The organism is uncultured Campylobacter sp., assembly GCF_905371695.1.
In the GTDB taxonomy this organism is placed as follows: Bacteria; Campylobacterota; Campylobacteria; order Campylobacterales; family Campylobacteraceae; genus Campylobacter_A.
This window is the reverse complement of sequence record NZ_CAJPMA010000018.1, coordinates 1-22,560: the sequence shown is the minus strand read 5'-3', so window position 1 is coordinate 22,560 and position 22,560 is coordinate 1. Positions and strand designations below refer to the sequence as shown.

General features: G+C 44.6%; 23 protein-coding genes and 2 pseudogenes. 5 read left to right on the top strand and 20 right to left on the bottom strand.

The genetic code is table 11. The features are described 5' to 3' along the window. The 3 genes and pseudogenes from QZ147_RS02970 to QZ147_RS02960 all read left to right on the top strand — a co-directional run. Positions 1 to 1,716 (top strand): AAA family ATPase (locus tag QZ147_RS02970; RefSeq protein ID WP_295146804.1); only part of this gene is annotated, 1,716 nt, incomplete at its 5' end. Between the two features lie 16 nt (positions 1,717 to 1,732). Next, a complete protein-coding gene (locus QZ147_RS02965; RefSeq protein ID WP_295146802.1) occupies positions 1,733 to 2,932 on the top strand; it encodes a toxin-antitoxin system YwqK family antitoxin in 1,200 nt (399 codons plus the stop codon). 490 nt (positions 2,933 to 3,422) lie between these two features. Then, positions 3,423 to 4,131, top strand: a pseudogene (locus QZ147_RS02960) (aspartate/glutamate racemase family protein). A 58-nt stretch (positions 4,132 to 4,189) separates the two neighbouring features. Here the strand turns inward: QZ147_RS02960 and QZ147_RS02955 are convergent. The 20 genes from QZ147_RS02955 to QZ147_RS02860 form a co-directional block, all read right to left on the bottom strand. Further along, positions 4,190 to 4,828, bottom strand: coding sequence for an HAD family hydrolase (locus tag QZ147_RS02955; RefSeq protein WP_295146800.1), 639 nt, complete (start codon positions 4,826 to 4,828; stop codon positions 4,190 to 4,192). Positions 4,829 to 4,896: 68 nt separating this feature from the next. Beyond that, positions 4,897 to 5,919, bottom strand: coding sequence for an OmpA family protein (locus tag QZ147_RS02950; protein WP_295146799.1), 1,023 nt, complete (start codon positions 5,917 to 5,919; stop codon positions 4,897 to 4,899). Positions 5,920 to 6,068: 149 nt separating this feature from the next. Next, the gene (gene rpsI, locus QZ147_RS02945; RefSeq protein WP_295146798.1) at positions 6,069 to 6,458 is read right to left on the bottom strand and encodes a 30S ribosomal protein S9; all 390 of its coding nucleotides are present in this window, start codon (positions 6,456 to 6,458) and stop codon (positions 6,069 to 6,071) included. Between the two features lie 2 nt (positions 6,459 to 6,460). Beyond that, positions 6,461 to 6,886 (bottom strand): 50S ribosomal protein L13, encoded by a 426-nt coding sequence (gene rplM / locus QZ147_RS02940; protein WP_295146797.1) that lies wholly within the window; start codon positions 6,884 to 6,886, stop codon positions 6,461 to 6,463. A gap of 62 nt (positions 6,887 to 6,948) precedes the next feature. Further along, positions 6,949 to 9,708, bottom strand: a complete 2,760-nt coding sequence (locus QZ147_RS02935; protein ID WP_295146796.1) for a RecB-like helicase — start codon at positions 9,706 to 9,708, stop codon at positions 6,949 to 6,951. Further along, positions 9,705 to 12,047 carry a PD-(D/E)XK nuclease family protein gene (locus QZ147_RS02930; protein WP_295146795.1) on the bottom strand — a complete coding sequence of 781 codons (2,343 nt, stop codon included), beginning with the start codon at positions 12,045 to 12,047 and terminating at the stop codon, positions 9,705 to 9,707. The genes QZ147_RS02935 and QZ147_RS02930 overlap by 4 nt, the downstream gene beginning before the upstream one ends. Next, positions 12,040 to 12,522 carry a FixH family protein gene (locus QZ147_RS02925; RefSeq protein WP_295146794.1) on the bottom strand — a complete coding sequence of 161 codons (483 nt, stop codon included), beginning with the start codon at positions 12,520 to 12,522 and terminating at the stop codon, positions 12,040 to 12,042. The genes QZ147_RS02930 and QZ147_RS02925 overlap by 8 nt, the downstream gene beginning before the upstream one ends. Further along, complete coding sequence (locus QZ147_RS02920) at positions 12,515 to 13,186, bottom strand: hypothetical protein (RefSeq protein WP_295146793.1); 672 nt, start codon at positions 13,184 to 13,186, stop codon at positions 12,515 to 12,517. Before QZ147_RS02920 ends, QZ147_RS02925 begins: the two co-directional genes overlap by 8 nt. 2 nt (positions 13,187 to 13,188) lie before the next feature. Next, on the bottom strand, positions 13,189 to 13,290 hold the full coding sequence (locus QZ147_RS02915) for a hypothetical protein (protein ID WP_295146792.1): 102 nt from the start codon (positions 13,288 to 13,290) through the stop codon (positions 13,189 to 13,191). Position 13,291: 1 nt separating this feature from the next. Next, entirely contained in the window at positions 13,292 to 13,504 is a 213-nt protein-coding gene (locus QZ147_RS02910; RefSeq protein ID WP_295146790.1) for a DUF4006 family protein, read from the bottom strand. Then, the gene (gene ccoP / locus QZ147_RS02905) at positions 13,504 to 14,364 is read right to left on the bottom strand and encodes a cytochrome-c oxidase, cbb3-type subunit III (RefSeq protein WP_295146788.1); all 861 of its coding nucleotides are present in this window, start codon (positions 14,362 to 14,364) and stop codon (positions 13,504 to 13,506) included. The genes QZ147_RS02910 and ccoP overlap by 1 nt, the downstream gene beginning before the upstream one ends. A gap of 10 nt (positions 14,365 to 14,374) precedes the next feature. Continuing rightward, positions 14,375 to 14,569, bottom strand: coding sequence for a cytochrome c oxidase, cbb3-type, CcoQ subunit (locus tag QZ147_RS02900; RefSeq protein ID WP_295146787.1), 195 nt, complete (start codon positions 14,567 to 14,569; stop codon positions 14,375 to 14,377). Positions 14,570 to 14,577: 8 nt separating this feature from the next. Next, positions 14,578 to 15,243, bottom strand: a complete 666-nt coding sequence (gene ccoO, locus QZ147_RS02895; protein ID WP_295146785.1) for a cytochrome-c oxidase, cbb3-type subunit II — start codon at positions 15,241 to 15,243, stop codon at positions 14,578 to 14,580. After that, complete coding sequence (ccoN, locus tag QZ147_RS02890; protein WP_295146783.1) at positions 15,243 to 16,727, bottom strand: cytochrome-c oxidase, cbb3-type subunit I; 1,485 nt, start codon at positions 16,725 to 16,727, stop codon at positions 15,243 to 15,245. Before ccoN ends, ccoO begins: the two co-directional genes overlap by 1 nt. 102 nt (positions 16,728 to 16,829) lie before the next feature. Further along, positions 16,830 to 17,513 carry a response regulator transcription factor gene (locus tag QZ147_RS02885; RefSeq protein ID WP_295146781.1) on the bottom strand — a complete coding sequence of 228 codons (684 nt, stop codon included), beginning with the start codon at positions 17,511 to 17,513 and terminating at the stop codon, positions 16,830 to 16,832. Further along, positions 17,506 to 18,729 (bottom strand): ATP-binding protein, encoded by a 1,224-nt coding sequence (locus tag QZ147_RS02880; protein WP_295146780.1) that lies wholly within the window; start codon positions 18,727 to 18,729, stop codon positions 17,506 to 17,508. The genes QZ147_RS02885 and QZ147_RS02880 overlap by 8 nt, the downstream gene beginning before the upstream one ends. After that, complete coding sequence (locus QZ147_RS02875; RefSeq protein WP_295146778.1) at positions 18,722 to 19,387, bottom strand: sulfite exporter TauE/SafE family protein; 666 nt, start codon at positions 19,385 to 19,387, stop codon at positions 18,722 to 18,724. The genes QZ147_RS02880 and QZ147_RS02875 overlap by 8 nt, the downstream gene beginning before the upstream one ends. Before the next feature lie 3 nt (positions 19,388 to 19,390). Continuing rightward, entirely contained in the window at positions 19,391 to 20,509 is a 1,119-nt protein-coding gene (gene carA, locus QZ147_RS02870; protein ID WP_295146776.1) for a glutamine-hydrolyzing carbamoyl-phosphate synthase small subunit, read from the bottom strand. After that, entirely contained in the window at positions 20,509 to 21,060 is a 552-nt protein-coding gene (locus QZ147_RS02865) for a DUF507 family protein (RefSeq protein ID WP_295146775.1), read from the bottom strand. The genes carA and QZ147_RS02865 overlap by 1 nt, the downstream gene beginning before the upstream one ends. A gap of 62 nt (positions 21,061 to 21,122) precedes the next feature. Continuing rightward, on the bottom strand, positions 21,123 to 21,575 hold the full coding sequence (locus QZ147_RS02860) for an isoleucyl-tRNA synthetase (RefSeq protein WP_295146773.1): 453 nt from the start codon (positions 21,573 to 21,575) through the stop codon (positions 21,123 to 21,125). Between the two features lie 146 nt (positions 21,576 to 21,721). Between QZ147_RS02860 and QZ147_RS02855 the strand changes: the two genes are divergently transcribed. Together QZ147_RS02855 and QZ147_RS02850 are read left to right on the top strand one after the other, a co-directional pair. Next, positions 21,722 to 22,366 (top strand): MerR family transcriptional regulator, encoded by a 645-nt coding sequence (locus tag QZ147_RS02855; RefSeq protein ID WP_295146771.1) that lies wholly within the window; start codon positions 21,722 to 21,724, stop codon positions 22,364 to 22,366. Continuing rightward, positions 22,363 to 22,560, top strand: a pseudogene (locus QZ147_RS02850) (MFS transporter); the annotation flags it as partial. The gene QZ147_RS02855 and the pseudogene QZ147_RS02850, both read left to right, overlap by 4 nt.

Sequence of the window (22,560 nt, the reverse complement as noted above, 5' to 3'; positions counted from 1 at the left end):
TATATAAATAGTTTAAAAGATGAGATAAAAGAAACTTTAAAGATTGATATTGAATTTAATGAAAGAGATTTTAAGGATATCTTGGATGGTGCAAAGGAGCTAGTAGAGGTAAAATTTATTCCTATAGAAAATATTGAAAATGATTTGAGAAAATGGCTTGAAGAAGGATTAAAATTCCATAGTCATGATAATATGGAGCAAGAGTGCAAATTTTGTAAAAATAAGCTTCCGCAGGATAGATTAGAATGGCTAATAAAGAATCTGAAAGATACAAGAATAGAAGAAAACAATAGTAAAATCAATTTTAAGCTAACTAAGACATCGGAAATTCGCAATAGATATCAAGACTTTTTAAGTATTTTAAACAAATTAAAGCCTAGTAATTTTTATACCGAATTTAAAGATGAAAGTGAAAAGTTGAAAGAGGATGCGGACAAGATTTTTAATAATTATTTTAGTGAATTGATTGAGCTCAGAAGAGAGTTGCAGATTAAGAGAGATAATCCATATAGCGATGTAAATTTTAAAAATTTTAATGATTATTCCAAAGATGTAAATAATATGATTGCAAAAATAAAAGATTTAATAGATAAAAATAATAGCAAAACTCAGAATCTTGAAAGTACCAAAAACGAAATTAGGCAAAAGATTAAATTTAGTAAAATAGCAAAATTTTTAAAAGATATAGAATATTTTAAAAATTTAGAGGAAGAAGCTGAATTAAATAAAAATATAGAAAATTTTAGAGCACTTTTAGAAATAAAACAACAAGAAATTAATGAAAATGAGGAGCTTATCAAGAGCAAAAAAGCCTCTATGAGCGATGAACAAGCGGGAGCCGATAAAATAAATGAGTATTTAAAATCCTATTTTGGAAACAATATGCTTGAGTTTAGAGCTGTTGAAGGAAACAAATCTGAATTTAAAATTTACAGAAACGGTAACGAGGCAAATAACTTAAGCGAAGGTGAGTGTAGTTTGATGGGATTTTGCTATTTTATGGCAAAGTTACAAGATGTAGATAAAAATTCTATTATTTGGATTGACGATCCGATTTCCAGTCTTGACTCAAATCATATATTTTTTATTTTTTCACTTATTGATAGCGAGCTTTTTGAAGCCAAAGAGTTAAAATATCATCAACTTTTTATATCAACGCATAATTTGGAATTTTTAAAATATATAAAAAGGCTAAAGGCTATAAGTGACGGTAGAATAGATGAGAATAAAAAAGTAAATTTATACTTAATTGAGAAAGATGAAAATGGAAGCCGTATAAAAGATATGCCAAAATTCCTCAAAAGCTATACTACTGAGTTTAATTATTTATTTGAGCAAATTTATAATCAAAAAGATGTTGGTAATATAGAAGATGAAAATATAAGAACGACATTAATTTATAACTTTGGTAACAATTTAAGAAAATTCTTAGAAGTCTATCTTTTTTATAAATATCCAACCGTAAAGTCTTTTGGTGTAGAAGTTGTAGAAAGATTTTTTAAATCGGACGATGATAAAGCTGTTTCAAGCTTGGTTAACCGATATGTAAATGAGCTATCTCATTTAAGAGAAATTATGGAGCGAGGCATGAAGCCGCTTGATATTCCGGAGAGTAAAAAAATAGCTAAATTTGTTTTAGAGACCATTAAAAGAAAAGATCCTGAGCAGTATGAAGCTTTATGTGAAAGTATAGGAAAAGTGGTGAGCTGTGAGTAAGTTTGACAATTAATATATGACATGGAGGTGGAACAAAGATATGAAATTTCGGCAAATTTTATCAGATTTAGTTCAAAATTTAAAATTTCTATTTTTACTTCCGCTTCTAGCGATAGGTGCGCAGGCGCTGGAGCCAAAAGTCGTAATGAAGCCCGAAGCGAGCCTAAAAAACGGGCTTTACTACGTAAAAGGCAAGCTCTACGACGGCACGTTAAAGATGCTTCGATACAGCGTCGAGGACCTATATGGCGTAAATGCGATGGGCATGGTCTATCCGAGGCTAAAACCTCTGCCGCCTACGCTTATACGCGAGATCGACATGCAGGGCGGCACGGCGGTGCGATACAGGGATTATTTTGACGGCAGGGACAAACCCTCAAACGAATACCCCCTAAAAAACGGCGTCCGCGACGGCACGGCGAAGCACTACCACGCAGATAGCGGCGCTCTGATGGGCGAGAGCGAATACAAAAATGACGTCCGCGACGGGCGTTATCGCCGCTACTACTTTGACGAGGGCGGCGCGTTAAAGCAGGAGGGCTTTTTCAAGGCGGACAAGCGAGAGGGCGTGTTTACCGACTATTACGTTAGCGGCGAGGTTAGCGCACGCAGCCCATACGTCGGCGGGATGCGAAACGGCGAGGACACCGATTACTACAAAAGCGGCAAAATTCGAGGCGTGCGAACGTATAAAGAGGGCAAGCGAGAAGGCGCGGAGACGTGGTACTACGAAAGCGGCGCCGTGGAGGAGACGGGCGAATACAAAAACGACCGCAAAAACGGCGTTTGGAAGCGATTTTACGAAAACGGCAAAACGCGCGTAATAGAAAATTACAAAGACGGCGAAAAGGATGGCGTCGCGCGCGAATACTACGGGGGCGGTAAGCTACGAGGCGAATACGAGTACAAAGACGGTCGCCAAACGGGCGCGGGGCTGGACTACTACGAAAGCGGGGCGCTGGCTGCCAAAGTGATGTTTAAAAACGGACGCTATCACGGGCTGTACGAGGAGTATCACGAAAACGGCAAGCTAAAAGCCAGAGTGATGTTTGAGGACGGGCTGGAGGTCGGCGAGGCGCGCCACTACTACGCAAACGGAAAGCTCGAAGCCCTGGGCGAGTTTGAGCGCGGCAGGCTCATCCGCGCCAAAAAATACGACGAATCGGGTAAGCTAATCAGCGACAAGTCTGATAAAAACGGACTGCCGAGGGAGTAAATTCGGCTAAATTTATGCCTTTGCGGTTTAAATTCGCTCTTTAAATTTTAGCTTTTAGCCGTAAATTTAACGTTTATATCGCTTTGGCGGGGGAATTTGGCGCGCAAAGCTCAAAAAGCGGCGAAGCGATAAAAAGCCGAGTAAAATCCGCGAAAATTTAGAAATTTTGCCGCGCGAAACGGTTACGCGCCGAAGAGAAAATTTGCTCGCAAATTCGGATCGCAAGCGCGGCGAAATTAAACTCTCTTCATTTAAGTTATCTTCTGAGCCGAGCGTTTAAATTTCCTTTGTAAATTCGGCCCCATCGGTTCGTTAAATTTAGCGCGTTTATTTAGTTAAATTTACCCTTTTACGGCACAGGCTAAAATTAGCGCTTAATTTTAGCTCGTTATTTTAGGCGATTACTGTCAAATTTAACGCGGCGAGCTAAATTAAATTTATAGCAAATTTAATTTAAAACCGTAAAATCGCCGAAATTTAAGGAGAAAAAATGAAAAAAATTGGCCTAATCGGCGGGATGAGTTTTGAGTCTACGATAACGTACTACGAGCAAATAAATCGCAAAATAAACGAGCGCTTGGGCGGCCTTAGCAGCGCGGAGATACTGCTAAGCAGCGTAAATTTTGAGGAGATCGAGGCCTGCCAGCGCGAAAACAGATGGGAGGACGCGGGCGAAATTTTGGCGCGGCACGCGAGGATTTTGCAAGGTGGTGGGGCGGATTTTATCTTCATCTGCACAAACACGATGCACAGGTGCTTTGACGCCGTGCAAAGCGCCGTTAGCGTACCCGTAGCACACCGCGGACGCCACGCTAAAAGCGCTAAAAAACGCAGGCGTCGCTAAGGTAGGGCTGCTCGGCACCGTTTATACGATGACGCAGGATTTTTACAAAAGTCGGCTGATAGAGGGCGGCGCGGAGGTGCTTTTGCCAAGCGCGGGGGATATGGCGGAAATAAATCGCGTCATCTTTGAGGAGCTTTGCTACGGCAAAATCGTGCCTAGCTCAAAGGCCAATTTCTTGCGTATCATCGAGGATTTTAGGTCGCGCGGCGCGCAAGGAGCGATACTTGGCTGCACCGAGATAGGCATGCTGGTATCGCAGGCGGATACGGATATGCGACTTTTTGATACGACGCAGATACACATTGATGCGGCGGTTGAGGCGGCGCTGTCGATGCTTAATCAAAACGGTCGCTAGACGAAGGAAATAACTTAGCCGAGCGGCAAGCAAGGTCGTTTAATAATATCCACTAATTTTAGTTGCTTGCTAAAAATTTTACCGCTTCATAAGCGTTTTGAAAGATTAAATCCGAATGCTCTTTTAGGCTTTGCGCATCCGCGTATCCGCAAGTTAGGCCGATACCTTTGATACCGGCATTCTTTGCCGCCATTAGATCCATTTGCGTATCGCCTATCATAAATGCGTTTCGCTTATTTTTTCCAAGTTTTGCGAGAGCTAAATTTACGGGCTCCGCGTTAGGTTTTGGATTTAGCACGTCGTCGCGGCCTACCACCACTTTTATAAAATTTAAGACCCCTAAATTTTTAAGCAAGATCTCCGAAAATTTTGACGTTTTCGTAGTAACTACGCCGACGTCGGCAATACTAGACGCCAAACCTACGGCGTCTTTTGCAAACGGCAAAAGCGAAGTCTGAACTAAATAAATCTGCTCGTATCTTATCTTATAAGCTTTGATGTAATCGTCGATTAAATTTTGCGGCGCGCCGAGACGTGCGAACATAACGTCAAGCGGATGTCCGATTAACGATTTTAGCTCGTCATGATTGGGAGCGCCTTTGCCTTGTGCTTTAAAAGCCGTATCAAAGCCGTCTAAAATAGCGGAAGTCGAGTCGATTAGCGTACCGTCAAGGTCAAAAAGGATTGTTTTATTCAAATTTTCGTCTTTGAGAAGAATTTAAAAAGGGCTTTGAGAATGAACCCAAAGCCCAGAGGGGATTAAGATTATTTATTGAAAGTCGCTTCTACACGTCTATTTTGAGCGCGACCCTCTTTTGTTTTATTGTCGGCAATCGGTCTAGTTTCGCCGTAACCGACTGTTGAAATTTTCTCAGCGGATACGCCAAATCCTTCAAGAGTTTTAGCGACCGCTTCGGCTCGTTTAACAGATAGCTTTTGGTTATAAGCTTCTTTGCCTATGCTATCGGTATGGCCAGCTAGTACTACGCGGTATCCAGGATTTTCAGCCATAAAGTCCGCCACTTTTTTAATCTCGGCAGCGTAAGTCGGGCTTACTTTATAGCTATCAAACGCGAAATTTACGCCGATGTCGCGCAATATAATAACTTTCTCGCAACCAGTCTCGTCTACTACTACGCCCGCAGGGGTATTAGGGCATTTATCGATACTGTTTGGCACGCCGTCGTTATCATCGTCGCCGTCAGTCGGAGCCGGGGCCACAGCAGGTTCGACAGGTGCGGCGGCTACTACAGGAGCAGCTTTTGAATCTAGTCCGATACCGAAGCCGAGAGAGTAAATTAACTCGTGATCTGCGTGTTCGAATTTGATTTGATCTCTTGCTTCCGCTTTAAGAGCGAATCTATCGGTAACTTGATATCTCAAACCAAGACCGTATTGACCGAAACCGCCGTCTTCATTCTTTACAAATTTAGCAGGCATATCTTCGTATCCAGCGCCTATTAATCCGTAAATTCCTACGCTGTCCGAGAAATTAACGATGTCTTTTACGAGATTGGCATAATACCTAGCTACGCGACCTTCTCTCATTACGCCGTTAACTTTTTCTTTTACCCTGTGAGAGTAATCGATACCAAGTTCTACTTGATCAAAGAATAAACCGTCTAGATTTCTAGCGCCTCTGATACCGACCGCGGTTTGATCGTTTCTAAGCTCTAAATTTCCCTCTGAATGAACTCCGCCGATAGTAGGAGTAACCTCGTAGTTGTATGCCGAATTTGATGCAAAAAGCGCAGTCGCGGCAACCATAGCCAAAGCAATCTTTTTCATGAAATCTTCCTTTCTTTGCGTTGTTTTAAAATCGCAAAAATAATTTTACATTTTTCTGAATAAACTAAGCTTAAATTTTTTATCAATATAGCTAAAAAATTTATCCAAAAAACACCGAAATTTTAGCCGCCGAAGCGGCCCAAAAACTATTAACGTTTTGAGAATTGAGGGCTTCGGCGAGCTTTTCTGCGTCCGAATTTCTTTCTCTCTACCGTTCTTGAATCGCGAGTTAACAGGCCTTTTGGTTTTAATATAGCTCTAAAATCCGCATCCATCGCCGCAAGCGCGCGCGAAATGCCGTGGCGAAGCGCCTCGGCCTGAGCCGAATATCCGCCGCCTAACGTCGTAGCGATTACGTCGATAGAAGTTTCTTGCTTCGTCGCGAGTAACGGCTGGATTACTTTTAGTTTGATAGCTTCGTGTCCGCCCAACCAGCTGTTTAAATCCATACCGTTTACCGCGATTTTACCGCTGCCGGGCTTTACCCAAACCTTAGCGATAGCCGTTTTTCTTTTTCCCGTAGCATAAACTGTCGCCATGATTATTTTCCTTCTTTGCTAATTTGTGCGGTGTGCGGGTGCTCGCTACCCTCATACACTTTTAATTTTTTTATCATCTCTTTGCCTAGTTTCGTTTTTGGAAGCATACCGCGAACGGCCAATTTATAAAGTTTAACCGGATTGCTGGCTAGCAAATCGCCGAATTTTTCGCTCTTTACGCTACCGAAATAGCCCGAATGGCGATGATAAAGCTTTTGCTCGGCCTTATTAGCGCCCGTAAATTCCGCCTTTGAAGCGTTGATGATGATTACGTAATCGCCGCAATCTACGTTTGGAGTGTAGCACGGTTTATGCTTACCGCGAAGAAGCGTCGCTACCTCGGTTAGTAATCTACCGAAACGTTTACCGGTCGCGTCTAACACGATCCAATCGCGCTTGACTTCGCTTACCTTTGTTATTTTAGTCATTTTCTTACCTTTTGGATAAAATTACGAAACGGGATTGTATTTAAAATTAGCTTGCAAGAAGCTTAATTTAAGTCATCTTTAAAAATTTCTAAAACCTCTATTTCGTCCCGTAAAATATAAAAAATCGCGCCGCTAACGCTAAAATTCGGATACATTCCGCCGATTATCCGCACGTATTCTCGCACCTGCTCTACGTTTTTTTCTACCGCGCTTTTTGAGCTTTTATAATCGATTACGACGATTTCACCCTCGCGCTCGCAAAGCAAATCGATCTGCTTTAACTCGCCTTCGTAGTTTAGCGCCTGCTCTTTTTTTAGCGTCGCGCCGCTTGTTAATTCTAAAAATTTAGCGTCGCTAACGAGCCTTAAAGCGCGACGTAAAATATCGACTAGATCGTCTTCGCCTAAAAATTTAGCGAATTTATTTCGCATAAAAATTTCAGCCTTTTTCACGTCGCTTTGGCTAAATTTTTCGCTCATTTCGAGCAAATAGTGAAGCGCTAGCCCAAAATATATCGCGCGCATATTTTTTTCGCTATCTTTTTGCGCGCTTAAATTTCGCTCCCTCTCCACGCTAGCAAGCTCGATTTTTGCTTTAAATTTCGGCGTTTGGGGCGTATTTTTAGGCGTAAATTTTAGCTCGCCCGTCTCGCCGCATTCCAAATCCAAATAACAAATTTCATCGCCGCCGCTCGTAAATTTAGAAAAATAGCTAGGGTTATTTCCGTCTAGCTTGCCCGATTTTTTCGCGATGATTAGCGAGCTTTTCGCCCTAGTCGCCGCGACGTAAAGTTTGTTTATCTCCTCTTCTTGGTCGAGTTTAGTCGAGCGGTCCTTTAATCTTTTATAATCCGCATCGAAAAATTCGCGATTCGTAATTTTTGATTTTATCTCGTATTCGTCGTTTAAAGCATCGTATTCGCAGATAAAATTTCCCGTATCGTTTCTGCCGCGCCCGATACGGTCGCACAGTACGACGTGCTCGAATTCAAGCCCTTTTGACTTATGGACGGTCATTACTTTTACTCCGCCCGCGCCCTTTTGCGCGCTAGGCTCGTCCGAGCTTTCTAGCAGAAATATAAAATCTATTAAATTTTTAGCTTCGCTTGCGAGCGCCAAAGTTTTTAAAACGTCTAAATTTTGCAGGCTAATGCCCGAAATTTCGGCTAAATACGCCAGCGTTCGCGCCGCGCTCTTACTCATGTCAATCTTGATTTTTTTAAAATCTCCGCGTACGAAGGCAAGCGCGTTTTCACGGTAAATTTCATCTCCGAAAAGGCAAAATTTCGCGTAATTTATAAGCGCGAACGCGAGCGGCGAATTTCTTAGCGCCGCGCCGCCCTCGTCTTTCGCGGCAATATTTTTAGTTTGCAGCGCCTCGCAAATCGCGCGCGTATCGTCGTTTTTCCAGCATAGCACGGCGATGTCTTCGCTTGGCACGCCCGCATCTACGAGCGCTTTTACCTCGTCCGCGCAAGCGGCGATTACGTCGTCGTTTTGCACGATTTTTACGTAACCTTCTTCTCTACTTGCGGGAATTTGCGCCGCGTAGCCGTCAATCTTAGGCGCAAAGACTAAATTTACGAATCGCACGATATTTTTGGCGCTTCGGTAGTTGTGCGTCAGCGACAGCCGTTTTATTTGCGAAAAGTCGCGTTGCAGCTTATCAAACAGCTCTTTTTTGCCACCTCGAAAGCGGTAAATGCTCTGCTTGACGTCGCCCACGTAAAAAAAGCTTCCGAGCCCGTTTTGCCCGTATCCCGCGACGATTTCTTCGATAAGCGGATACATTATTTCGTATTGCGCGACGTTGGTGTCTTGAAATTCGTCGATCAATAAATGCGTAATGCGCGCGTCTAGCCTAAAATAAAGCATCTCTTTATCCGCCGACGCCAGCAGTTCGCGCGTAAGGCGCGTTACGTCCGCGAAGCTTAGCTCGTTAAGCCTCGCATTAAACGCCGATAAAACGCTTTTATACGCCTTTAAAAATCCGCCGAGCTCTCCGAGCTCATGGGCTTCGCGGTCTTTCGCGTAGCGATAAAGCGCATCTTTTAAAGCAGCGAATTCCTCGTCCATGGCGGGTTCGTAAATTTTACTAAACGTTTTATAGTTTAAACTCTCGCGCGGCAAAAACGCCTTTTTTAAAACGTCGTCTATGCTTTTGGCTTCAAATTGCCCCGCAAGCTTCTCGTCCGCGCCTTTTTGCAGCGCGCGGGCTTTGAGTCCGGCGATTATTTTTAGCGCTTCGTCTTTTGCCGCGGCGTCGCTAAAACTCGGAGCCCGAAGCTCTCTAAAATTTTCGTAAAACGCCTGAATTATATCGAAAAAATTATTTTTAGACTTCCGCGACTCCGCGATATAGCGGGCTAGCGCGTCAAGAAGCGCGGGATTTTTGGCGACTGATTTTATGAATTCTTTTTGCGATAGCGCCGTAAGGTCGCTTGCATTTTTGAAATCGGGGCTTATGCCTAAATTTAGGCTAAATCCGCGGAGTATCGTATTAAAAAACGCGTCGAACGTCGTTATTTTAAGGCTGCTTTGTAAAAACTCCTCTTTTGCCTTATCGCGGCGAGCTAAAATTTCGTCCTCGCTAACGCCTAACATATCGCAAAGCGCGCCCAGCTCGGCGCTTTTGCGCTCTAAATTTAAAAAAGTCGAGATTATGCGCTCGCTCATCTCGCTAGCGGCTTTTTTGGTAAACGTAAGCGCGGTTATGCTTTTTACGCTCGCGCCGCTTAATAAAAGCGCGATATAACGCACGCTAAGCGCGAAGGTTTTGCCGCTTCCCGCGCTTGCTTGCATCGCTAAAAACGGCTCTATCATGACGGCCTGCCTAAACAAATCGCGCAAAATTCGCACGTGCGGCAGGCGGCGCTAATATGTCGCTCGAATTTCGCCTCGCCGCTAAAATACTCTTGCGCTTTTGCGATCTCTTCGCGCAGTTTTTCCTCGTCGCCCGCGGTTTTATAATCCACGCTCATCGTCTCCTTTAAATCGTAAAAATACGCCTCGCCGGCGCCCGTTAGCGCCTTGTAAAAGGCTAGTTGCAGCGCGTTTTTGGCGCTACCGCTTTTATAATCCAGCACGCAAAGCTCTCCCGCTCGCGCGTCGATGCGGTCGATCCTGCCTTCGATTTTAACGCCTAAAATTTCGGCTTGCTTCGCCGCTTCTAGCTCGCTTATCTTCCAGCCCCGCGCGGCTCGCTCGTCCTCGCTAAGCTTAAATTTAGCCGATTTTTTCTCTAAAATTTTAAGCTCTAAGGGGTCTAAATTTTTAGCGCTTAAAATTTGCATAAATTTCGCCGTATCAAAGCTCTCGTTTGCCGAGTAATACTCAAAAAGCGCCTCGTGAAGGGCGCTTCCCAGCCTTGCGGGCGACAAAACGCCTAAATTTCTAGGCGCACCGAGCCTTTTTGCGTATTTGTAGTAGTATTTTCTAGCGCAGGCTAAAAAGGTATTTAGTCTGGAAAACGAAAGCGGCGAGCCGAAGAAATCATGCTTTAAAGGCTCTACTTCGCTTTTAAATTTCGCCTCTTTGCCGCCTCTAAAAACGCCCAAATACGCCGCGTCGTCGTAGCCGGCGTCGGGCGAGCGGCTAAATTCGTTTAAAAACCTAGACGGCATTTTCTCGTCGTTTAAAACGTAGCTAACGGCTGCGAATTTTGCGTTATTTATTAAATTTTCATAGTAAAATCGCTGTAAATTTTCGCGGTCTAAATAGCTTATTAACCCCGCTTTTTCGCGCACTTTCGAGCTTAAAAACATCTCGTTTACGCTACGCTTTGGCACTACGTCGTCGTTAAATCCGGCGATTATCACGCATTCAAATTTTAGCCCCCTGCTTTCTAAAACGCCGATAGCCTTGACCTTTCCGCCGCGCGCGTCGTCTAGCGAGCGCTCTTTTAGGCGCATAAGCAGCAGCGAAACGAGCTCGCTAAGCTTAAAATTTCGAGCTTTGTTTAAATTTTCTATAAAAAACAGCTCTTCGTTTACGGCCTCGTAAATTTCGCCGTTTGAAGAAACGTTTAAAAGCTCTAAAAGCTCGCCTATCAGCTCTTTAAAATTCGCGAATTCCGCACGGCGGTCGTATGAGTTTTTAAATTTTAAAAACGTTTGCTCGCTTAAATTTTGTAGGTTTAAAAAGGTCTGCGCGGCGGTTAAATCGTCGTTTTTTTCTAAATAATCGGGCGCTAAATCTAGGCTTAAATTCTCTTTTATCGCTTCGTCTATCTCGTAAAGCGTGGCGTAAAAGCTAGTGTCCTCAAAAGGCGTTCCCATCGCGTATGAAAGCATATTCGCGCTATCGTGCAAGCGTAAAATTTTAGCGAATTTCTCATCGGGCAAAACGACTGCTATATTTTCCGGCTTTACGCCGCGTGCGATAAAGGTCGAGATTTTTTCGAATACGAAAGCCGCTTGCAGGCTTTCAAGCTCGAACGCTCGCGTCAAAACCTCCCTATTTTGCGCTACTTCGCCCGTTTTTATAAATTCGAGCGAGCGCAAATCAAGCTCGTAATAAGCGTAAAGCTCGAAATCCCGTTCGCTTTTGCCGCAAATTTCGGCGATTTTATGAATTAGCTTGCGGTTAAATTTCGAGGTTTGAAATTTTATCTTTACGAGCGAAATTTCGGCGCATTTAAGCAAAAATTCCCACTCGTGCTCGCTTAAAATTCCGAAAACCTCTACTAAAATTTCGTCAAATCTTTGCAAAAATCCTTCGTTTATCTCGTAAAGCTCGCAAAAGGTTATATCGTCGTATAAAGCGCGGTTTGCGAGCAAATTTTTATAATTTCGCAGCGCCTCGCCTAAAATTTGCAAATGCTCCTCGTAACTGGCGTAAATATCGCTAAATTTTAGATCCTCGACGCTCTTTTTTTGCACGGCGAGCTCTTTAAAAAAGCTAAAAAGGTAATCGTGATTTTTCAAAAACGCGAAAAATTCGCTAGGAATTTTTAGCTTCGCGCCCGCATCCGCGCTCATCGCGCACGCCTCGCACATCAAGATAAGCGACATAGCCGCATCCGCCTCTGCGCGCCCCGGCACGAAAGAGGCGCGCTTTTTAAACTCGTCTATCGTATAGGCTTTGGGGATTAACGCGTCGGTGAAGCTTGCGTTAAATTCGCGAATTTGGCGCATGCTGGTAAATACGAAAAGTCTATTCATCGGCGTAAATCTCGAATTTATAAAAAGCGCTCGCGTTAAGGTCGGCGCTCGTAAATTTCGCTAGCAGCTGCCAGCGGCCGGGCTTAGTAAAATTAACCTTTTGCGTTTTTAAAACTCCGCCGCTAAGCTCGCCTTCAAGCTTTAAATTCGCCTCGTTCGTATCGGGCCTAGTAAGCATCAGCTCGTAAGCCGGGTCGCTTGCGCGCGCGGTTTTAGGCGAGACTTTAATCTCTAAATTCGCGGGCCTTTTTACGTTTTGATTAGCGTCTTTAAACTCTACGCTAAAATTTTGCTCGAATTTTCTTTGCGATGCCAAAATTTCGTTGATTTTATCGTCTATTTTTTGATATTTCTCAAAGTAAAAATTATCCATTTCTACGGGGTAGTCCAGCGAAACTATAATCGTCGCCGCGCAGGCTATTACGCAGGCTATTATAGAGGCTACGATGCCGTGGGGCCAGTAGTTTTTAGCCATTTTTTACCTTTAATTTATTTTGCCGCCGCGCTTTTTTATAAATCATAACCGCGAAAACGAGGATAATCGAGCCGTAAACCGCCGCGCGAAGAGCGTTTAACGCCGTTTTATTAGCGTCTCCTATCGCGCTTTCGAGTTTAACGCCTAAACTAGCCGCGATCTGCTCGGTAAGATCGGCGTAGCCGTTTAAAATAGCGGCGTTATAGACATCTTTGCCGTTTTTTGAGGTTAAAATGGGCAGTATCGTGCCGCGCTCCGGGAAAGGGCTTAAAATTTGCTCTTTATCAAAAAGCTTTAAAGTCGCGGGGTCGGCAAAAATTTCAACCTTTCGCTCGCGTTTGGCAAGCGCTATAACCGCGTAAGGCGCCGTTAAATTTAAAGATTTAACCGCCTCCCGCAAGCTTTGCTCGCCTAGGCTTTCGTAAACGGCGACGGCGGCTAAAATTCCGCTTCTAGCATAAAGCTCGTCTCCGATTTGCGAAATTTTACCGGCGACGGCGGGGCTTAAAATTTCGTCGTTTTTAACTACGATTTGCGCGGCGAAGGCGAAATTTAACCCGCAAAAAAGCACGAAAAAAGAGGCTAAAATTTTAGCTAGAAATTTTATCGCGCCCTTAAAATTTTCGCCCGAAATTTCGCCCGCGGCGGCTCTAAAATTTCGCAAATTTATCCTACGAAAAGATGGTTTTTAGTTAGCACCGACCACGCGCAAATGACGGCGGCGACGATGATTAGCGCTACGATAGCCTTTTGTAAAACGCCGTTCATATTATTCCTTTATTACGATATGCTTCGCGTTTTGCGCGCTTTTAGCCTTAATCTCGGTAGGATTTTCCAGCTTATAAGGGTGCTTTACGACCTCTTGCTGGATGCTAATCGCGGCTGCCGTTAGCGCCGCTAAAATCCCCAGCAACAGCGCTACCGCTACGAAATACCCGCCCGCGCCGTTAAACGCGAATACGTTTCTATTTAAATTTTCCATCACTGCTCCCTAGATAGCGATACGCCGTAAGCGCCGACTGCGCGCTGCTGCGTCTGGTTTAATCTTTCGCCAAATTTAGGCATTACGCCGATAGCGCCGCTTTTACCGCGATTTAGCACGTCTACGATAAACTCCGGCGTGCCGTATTTGGAAAGATCGGGCGACATACCCTCCATGCCTTTACCGTCCTCGCCGTGACACGCCGCGCACGCCGCAAACTGCTCTTTACCGCTTTCGACTAAATTTTCGTTTTTACTTGATTTAACGTCCGAAATTTCTTTAAAAATATAAGCGGCTACGGCCTTTGCGCCCTCTTCGTCAAGTAGCCCCGCTGGCATCTCGCCCATAGGATATTCAAGCCCTTTCGAGCCGTTTAAGACGGTCTGTACGATACCCTCTTCGCTGCCCCAAACGCTTAAATTCGCGGCCTTTCCGCCGATACCGTCGCCCGTAATGCCGTGGCAGGAGGCGCACTGCACTAAAAAAATGCCGCTACCCATTTCGGCAAGCGATCCGGCGTCTAAATTAGCGTATTTAGCTTCGAATTTTTCGTTTTGCGCTTTTACTTCTTCGTTGTATTCGCCGATTTGCGAATACGAATTTAGCGGGTATCCTGCTAGAAAATACCAAATCCCCCAAACCAGCGTCAGCAAAAACATCGCGAGCCAGCCGACCGGAATTTCGTTTTCGTACTCGCCGATGCCGTCCCACGAATGCTCGCTAAGCTTGGCGTCTTTATCTTTGGCGACTTTCATCTGTTTTACGTATTTGCCCGCGACCCCTAATGTTAGCGCGACGATTAGTACCGCGCCGATTAAGGCTAGTAAATTTATATTATCTTCTAAATTAAACCACTGCATCCGCTCCCCTTTATTCGCGCGCGTTTTTCTCTAAAATTTTAGCTCCGAGCTCGTCGTCTAGGGCTAAATTCGCGTATTTTTCGTAATTTCTGGCGCCTAATTTTTCGCTTTTATAAAGGTGATAAAAATACCCGTATAAAATCGCGGTCAAAATCACGGTAAGCGCGAAAAATCCGTATCCTTGAAGCTGTCTAATCTCGTCCATCGCACGCCTCACTTTAAGCTATTTAGATACGCGATCAAAGCCACGATCTCGCGTATTTCGCCGTTAGCGTAAGCTTTTTTAACTTCCTCGTCCTTCATCTGCTCTACGATCGCGCCCGCCTCTTCGTTCGCGGCTTTTTGCGCGGCGCTAAAATCGCCTAGACTAGGCATCTCAGGCTCGTCGTAAGGCACCGCAAATACCTTTTTAATAGTCGCCGCCTCCGCGTAAGCCGTGCTAATATCGGCGTTTTTTCTAAACATGTGCGCGTATGCCGGCATTATAGAGCCCGGCACCACCGAGAGCGGGTCTTTCATATGGTTTTCGTGCCAATCGGTCGTGCGGTAGTTTCCTACGCGCAAAAGATCGGGCCCCGTGCGCTTAGAACCCCATAAATGCGGGCGATCGTAGGCATACTCGCCGCTTAGCGAATACATGCCGTAGCGATCGGTTTCGCTTTTAAACGGGCGGATTAGCTGCGTGTGGCAGGCGTTGCAGCCGTTTTGCATATAGACGTTTTTACCCGCTAGTTGCAGCACGCTGTAAGGCTTCGTGCCTTCTAGCGGGCGAGCGCGATTGGCGAAGTCGGGCAAAATTTCGACTACGCCCGCGTAAGCGATGATGATAAAAACTCCGACGCCGAAGAAGAACGGATTTTTTTCTAGCCAAGTAAACATCACATCACCTCCGCTCTTATGCCCTGCCCCATAGGCGAAGCGCTTTTAGGCTCGGCGCTAATTTTAGGCGCGCTCATAGATTTATAAATATTATAAACGAACATAAAAAATCCTATCAAATAAAGCGCCCCGCCGATAGCCCTAATCCAATAATAAGGCATTAACGCGATCACGGTGTCGATGAACGAATACAGCAAGTTGCCGTATTGATCGGTAGCGCGCCACATCATGCCTTGCGTTATGCCCGCGATCCACATCGACGCAAAATATAGCACGATACCTGTCGTTTGTATCCAAAACTGCGCTTCCATAAGCGATTTTGAATAAATTTCGCGCTTAAATACGCGCGGCGTCATATGATAAAGCGCCGCCATCGTCATGAATCCTACCCAGCCCAGCGCCCCGTCGTGGACGTGTCCCGGGACCCAATCTGTAAAATGCGCTAGCGCGTTTACGGATTTTACCGCTAAAATCGAGCCTTCTAGGGTCGAAAACATATAAAACGTAGAGGCTAAAATCATAAATTTAATAAGCGGATTTTCTCTTAGCTGCGTCCATTCGCCCTTCATCGTAAGTAAGATGTTAATAGCGGAGCCCCACGACGGAAGAATTAGAACTACCGAAAATACAGAACCCATCGTCTGCATCCAATCGGGCACGGCGGAATACAGCAAGTGGTGTCCGCCCGCCCAAAGATAGATAAACATAAGCCCCCAAAACGAAAATAGCGAGAGCTTGTAGCTAAATACGGGCTGCGCGCTTTCTTTGGGCAAGAAGTAATAAATTTGGGCGATTATCGCGACGGTAAATACGAACGCCACGGCATTGTGTCCGTACCACCATTGCACCAAAGCGTCATTGCTGCCCGCGTACATCGATACGGAGTGAAACCACGAGCCTTCGCCCGAAATTAGACGCGTAGGCACTTCCATATTATTAAATAAATATAGCATCGCCACGCCGAAAAACGTCGCGATATAGTACCAAAGCGACACGTAAAGCGTCTTTTCGCGCCTAATACCGATAAGCCCGAATATACTAACTCCCCAAAGCACCCAAACTACGACTACGCCGATGTCGATAGGCCATTCTAGCTCGGCGTATTCTTTGGTAGTATTTAGTCCCATAAGCAGGCTAACTACCGCCGCCGCCATCACTAGCATATATAGCCAAAAATGCAGCTTACCCACTGCCATAAGCAGCGGCGACTCGCTCATAGAGACCTTTAATACGCGCTGCCCTACGTAATACCACGTAGCGAAAATTCCCGAAAGCATAAAGCCGAATATTACGCCGTTGGTATGAAGCGGACGTAGCCTGCCGAACGTCGAGTATTCTCCCGCTACGTAGTTTAACTCAGGACATGCCATCTCAAACGCGATATACACGCCTATACCCATACCTACGATGCCGAAAAGTATCGTAGAAAACATAAAAAGTTTAGCCACGCTGTAATCGTAGCTAAGCAACTGACCGGGTCGCATTAAGCCTCCTCGTTAAATTTACGTTAAAAATTTCAATCCGCTATTTTAGAGCAATAAATATATAAAGCAACTTAAAGTATAACGTTTTTATATTTCGTTAAGCTACTTAAAATTCGCGTCGATTTTATAACCCAGACCCGGGGAATTTTTAATAAAATCCGTCCCGACCTTATCGCGCAGACGCTTTACGAACGTCCTGATCGCCGCTTCGCTTACGCTCTCGCCCACCCATACGACGTTTTTTATCTCCTCGTGCGGCACCACGGTACCTAGGCGCTTAATCAAAAGCGATACGAAAGAAAGCTCCTTTTTGGTAAGCAAAATTTCCTCTTCTTCTTTTATCAAAACGCGTTTAATCTTATTAAAGCTAAGTCCGCTTGAAATTTCTATTACGCTAACGGAGGCGATTTTATCTTGCGCCAGTTTTTCGAGCGCGGGTAAAAATTCGTCCATGTCGACCGGTTTTAATACGTATTTGTCGATACCTACGTCGATAGCTTTTAGCAGCCGCTCTTTTTCGCTAAACGCGCTAAGCGCGATTACGGGCGTATCTTTGGAGATTTTTTTGATCTCTTGCGCCATTTCAAGCCCGCCTAAAATCGGCATCGCGATGTCGGTCACCGCCATATCGGGATTAAATTTCTTAAATTTTTTAAGTCCCTCATCGCCGTTTTGAGCGGTTATAACCTTCGCGAATTCGCCCTGCAATAGCTCTTGCATGAGCTTTCGCGCTTCCTCGTCGTCCTCGACTAATAATATAGTTAAATTCGCTAAAATTTTATTCATTTTTCTCCTTTTCGCAAGGTATTTTTAGGGTAAATACGGCGCCGCCGTTTGCGTTTCTAGCCTCTATTTCGCCTTGAAATTTATCCATTATCGTCTTTGACATATATAGCCCGATGCCCGTGCCTTGCTTTGCGCTTTTAGTCGTAAAATACGGCTCGAAAATTTTATCCGCTACTTCCCTGTCGATCCCACCGCCGTTATCGCTTACGCTAATTACGCCCAAGCCGTTCTCTTTAAAAACGCGAATTTCGACGGTTTTCTCGCCGCTTTTTCGACTTAAAGCATCTTTCGCGTTATTTAGCAAATTTATAACGACTTGTTCTAGCTGATTTTTATGCCCGAAAATTCGCGCGTCGGCTTTAACGTCTAAATTTAGCTTTATCTTTTCCTTTTCGAACGCTCCTTGCACCATCGCCGCAGACTCGCGCGCCGCGTCGCTTAGCGTAAAATTTTTAGCCGCCCTACCGCCGTTAAAAAAACCGCTAAAATCCTCGATCGTATCGGACATATTTTTAATAATATTCTTGCATTTATCGTAAGAGCTTTTAAATTCCGCGCCGTGCGCCGCCGCCTTCTTCATCTTAAATAACGTTAAAGACAGCTCGTTTAGCGGTTGGCGCCACTGGTGAGCGATATTTGCTATCATCTCGCCCATACTGGCAAGTCGCGACTGAACTAGCAGCATCTTGGTCTTTTCCTCGTTTTTGGCGACCTCGCGCTCTACTATTTTGCGTAAATTTTCGTTTAGCTCGCGAAGCTTCGCCGTTTGCTCGTTTACGCGGCTTTCTAGTCCTAAATTTAGCTCTCTTAGCTCTTTTTGCGCGAGCATTAGGCGCTCGTTTAACTCTACTACTTCCGTTACGTCGTGGCGGACGGCTAAAAACTCCTCTATATCGCCGTTAAGATCTAGTATCGGGATAATCGTCGTATTTAGATAGACAGCCCGCCCGTCTTTGGTTAAATTTTTCGTCGTCGTTTTATAAACTTTTTTAGCTAAGATCGTATCCCAAAGGCGCTTAAATTCGCTAGCTTGAACGCTTGGATGACGCACTACGTTATGATTTTTGCCGATTAGCTCCTCGCGAGAGTAGCCTAAAATTTTGCAAAATTCGTCGTTTACGAACGTGATGATACCGTTAATATCGGTCTTTGAAACGATCGTACTCTCTTCGATCGCGTTTTGATACTGCTTAAATCTAGCCTTTACGTCACTCACTCGCCCTAAGCCCCGAAAACGCGAGATAAACGCCGTTAAGAACGATTACCGCGGTTGAAATTTTAAACATAGCCTGCCTAAAATTTAGCAAGGCTCGCCTCAAAATAATCTGCGCGCAAAGAAGCGCGGGTATCGTGCAAAGCCCGAAAATAGCCGCTACCTCCGCTCCGCTAACGGCGCTGCCGTAAGAAACGGCCTGAGCTAAAAAATAATAAACTACCCCGCAAGGCAGTAATCCGTTTAAAAATCCAAGCGCGCAAAGGTTTAATACGCCTTGCTTTTTGCTAAATTTTAACGCCTTTAAAGCGATAAATTTCGAAATTTTTTCGTTTTCTAAAAATTTTAGCATACCGCCGCGAAAGTAAAGCGCCGTGCCTATAAAAATAAGCGCGCAACCGACGGCGAAAAATAGCTCCGCGCGCGCGTTTTTGCCAATTATTAGCGCTCCGCTAAGACCTCCCGCTAGCGCGCCTAGGCACGTATACGCGCCGACGCGGCATAAATGATAAAGCAGCGACAAAATCATCGCCTGCGTCCCGCTTTTGCCGCGTAAAAACAGCGCCTGCAAGCTAATAAATCCGCCGCACATACCGATGCAGTGGCTAAAACTGCTCAAAACCGCGACGCTAGCGATGTTTAGGACGCTAAGATAGTCCATAGATTACAAAATTTCTAAAAATTGCTTAAAGATGTATTTGCTCTCGTTTGGACCGCTGCTGGCTTCCGGGTGATGCTGGACCGAAAATATCGGATAATCTTTGTATCTAACGCCTTCTATCGTGCCGTCGAAAAGATTGCGATGCGTGATCTCCGCCACCTGCGCGATCTCTTCTGGAACGTTATAATTGTGGTTTTGCGCGGTGATTTCTACGGCTTTGGTTTGCAAATTTAGCACGGGGTGGTTCGCACCGTGCTGGCCGAATTTTAGCTTGTAAGTCGGATATCCGAATGCGTTTGAGAGTAGCTGATGACCTAAGCAAATGCCGAAAATCGGCACGCGAGCCGCTATTAACTCCTTAATCTGCGCGATTTCGTCCGTTAAATTTTTAGGCTCGCCCGGTCCATTTGAGAGAAATACGCCGTTAATTTCGCCCTTTTTAAATTTTTCGATTAAATAATCCGCCTTCGTATCGTGCGGCACGACGAGCGTTTCAAGGCCGATCTCGCAAAGTTCGTTTAAGATATTTCTCTTAACGCCGAAGTCTATGACGGCGATCTTTTTGCCGATGCTTTTTAGCGGCTTGTAGCGTTGCTCGCTCTTATCCCAAGCGCCGTTTTTATGGGAGTATTCGTCTTCGGCGCTTACGGTTTTTACGTAATTTTTATTAGCTATGCTTCCCGCTTCTTCTAGTTTGCGCGCAAGCTCGTTTTTATCGTCGATTTGCGTCGAGATATACGCCATCAAAGCGCCTTCGTCGCGCAGCATTTTAGTTAAATAGCGCGTATCTACGTCGTAAATACCGAATTTTCCCTGCTCTTTGAAAAATTCTTCAAGCGATTTTTGCGAGCGAAAATTCGACGGCGTACGCGTAAAATTTCTCATTATCGCGCCGCTCGCGTGAATTTTTAGACTTTCCATATCGTCGTCGTTTACGCCTACGACGCCGATCTCGGGCGCGGTAAAAACAATGATTTGCCCCGCATAGCTAGGGTCGCTTAAAATTTCTTGATAGCCCGTCATCGAGGTGTTAAACACCAGCTCGCCCGCGCACTCGCCGCTCGCGCCGAACGCCTTAGCCCGCAAAAACGCGCCGTTTTGTAAATAAATATACGCGTCCATTAAAACATTCCTCGTTTTCTTAGCTCGTCCTCGTAAAGCCGCTCGAAAACTATGTCGTATTCTTCGGTACCGGGGATTAATTTTCGCTTGTAACCCTCTATTTTTTCGATTACTTCGTCCTCGATCTTTTCATAAATCTTTAAATAATCGTCGATCGAGTTGTAAATTACGTTTTTAACGCGATTTTCGGAGACGTTATACTCGATTAGGCTGCTTTTCCAGATCGCTTCTAAAATTTTATGCGCGACGTCGCTAAATCTATCCTCGTGCGATAAAATCACGCCGAAATCTCCCGCCAGCTTGCGCTTAATAAGCCAAAACATATTTTTGCGATCGATTTGCATCGTTTCCATCTCATCCTCGTTTTTAGCCAGTAATTCGTTTGCGCGTTCGTCCAGCGCGCGCTCTTTTTGCACGTCGGCGTTTAAAATTTCGACCGCCCTTTTTGCGACCGGCTCGACGCCGCTGTTTAGCTTAACAAAGCCGCAGTTTAAAAGATCGATTGCGATTTTATGTGCGATATAAGGTGTGTGAGGAAGTTTGATACGCATAGTCCTGCCCTTTAAAATTTTGGCGTATTGTAGCCAAGCAAAGGTAAAATTTGCGTTAAATTTTAAAGAGCGTCTTTTTTTGTTTTGCTGGCTTTATCGGCGCCCTCTTTGATGACGTAAACGTCGTTTCGCCCGACGTAAAGCGTCTGCATTTTGGTAATTTTGGCGCGGCTGTTTTCGTCAAGCCCGAAAGCCGTCTCGTAAGGCTCGCTCATAAATAACTTTTGTCCTAATTTTAACCCTACGGGCTCTATCCAGCTAATAGTAGTAGCAACCAGCAACGCCGCATAAAATGCGCGGAAAATTTTACGAAAAGGCGCGTAAAATATAAAGTATCCGGCGAGCAAATACACCGGCGCGAGCCATAAAACAGGCACGTTATCTACGAATAGAGAGTTAAAATATTCGTCTATGCCGTAATAGCCGAAGTAGTTGTTTTTAAGCCCGACGAATATGCTAAATATCGGCGCTAACGTAAAAATAATACCTGCGAAAAACGAGTTAAAATATTTCATCTCGACGCCTTTTTTTGCGTAAATTATAATCCGTTTTGTTAAATTTTAGAAATTTCGCCGAATTTTAAAAAGCGTAGAGTATCACTTAACGCTTTTTTAAGAAAAAAGCCGCTAATATTGCGCTTGATTTTAAGAAAGGAGCATCGATGCTAAAAATGAGCGAACTGCAAACGATTAGCGATACGCCCAAATCGACGATACTTTACTACGTCAAAGAGGGTTTATTGCCCGAACCCGACAAGCAAAAGCAAAATTTTCATCTTTACGACGAAAAATGCGTGCAAACGATAGAGTTTATAAAATATTTACAGCTAAATTTCAGCTGCTCTATCGCACAGATTAAAGAGCTTTTTAAAAGCGAAAATTTCGACGTCGGCAACCCTTACGCGTCGCTTTTTGAAAATTTAGAGCTCGTTATGGGACCCGCGCACGCTAAAATTTATAGCGCAGACGAGCTTTTAGACGAGTTTAAAATTTCGCAAAAAGAGCTTAAAAACTACGTAAAAGACGGATTTTTAAGCCCCAGAGAGGGAAATTTTACCGCAAAAGAGCGCGAAATTTTAGAAATTTTAGTAAATCTAAACGACGATGAAAAACAAATCGTTCAGACTTATCTAAAAGAGGCTAAAAAGCTAGCCGCGCTTGAAGCCGCTATCGCTCAAAACGCCGTAAAAGAGGGCGCTGCGGATAACGACGCCCGCCTAAAACGCCTACTTGACGTGTTGCTAATTTTAAAGCCTTACGTTTTTAACATGCAAACTTTAAACGCTTACAAAAAGGAAGAAAAATGAAAATTTTACTAGCCGCTAGGGGCTTTTTGCCCTATTTAATCATCGCGTTTTTAAACGCGAGCGTGGATCTAGCACACAAAATCACAATCCAAAACACGCTTTTAAAAAGCTTTGAAGGCGATACGCAAATCGTGCTGACCGCGCTTATAAACGCGATGATCTTGCTGCCGTTCGTGCTGCTTTTTTCGCCGTCG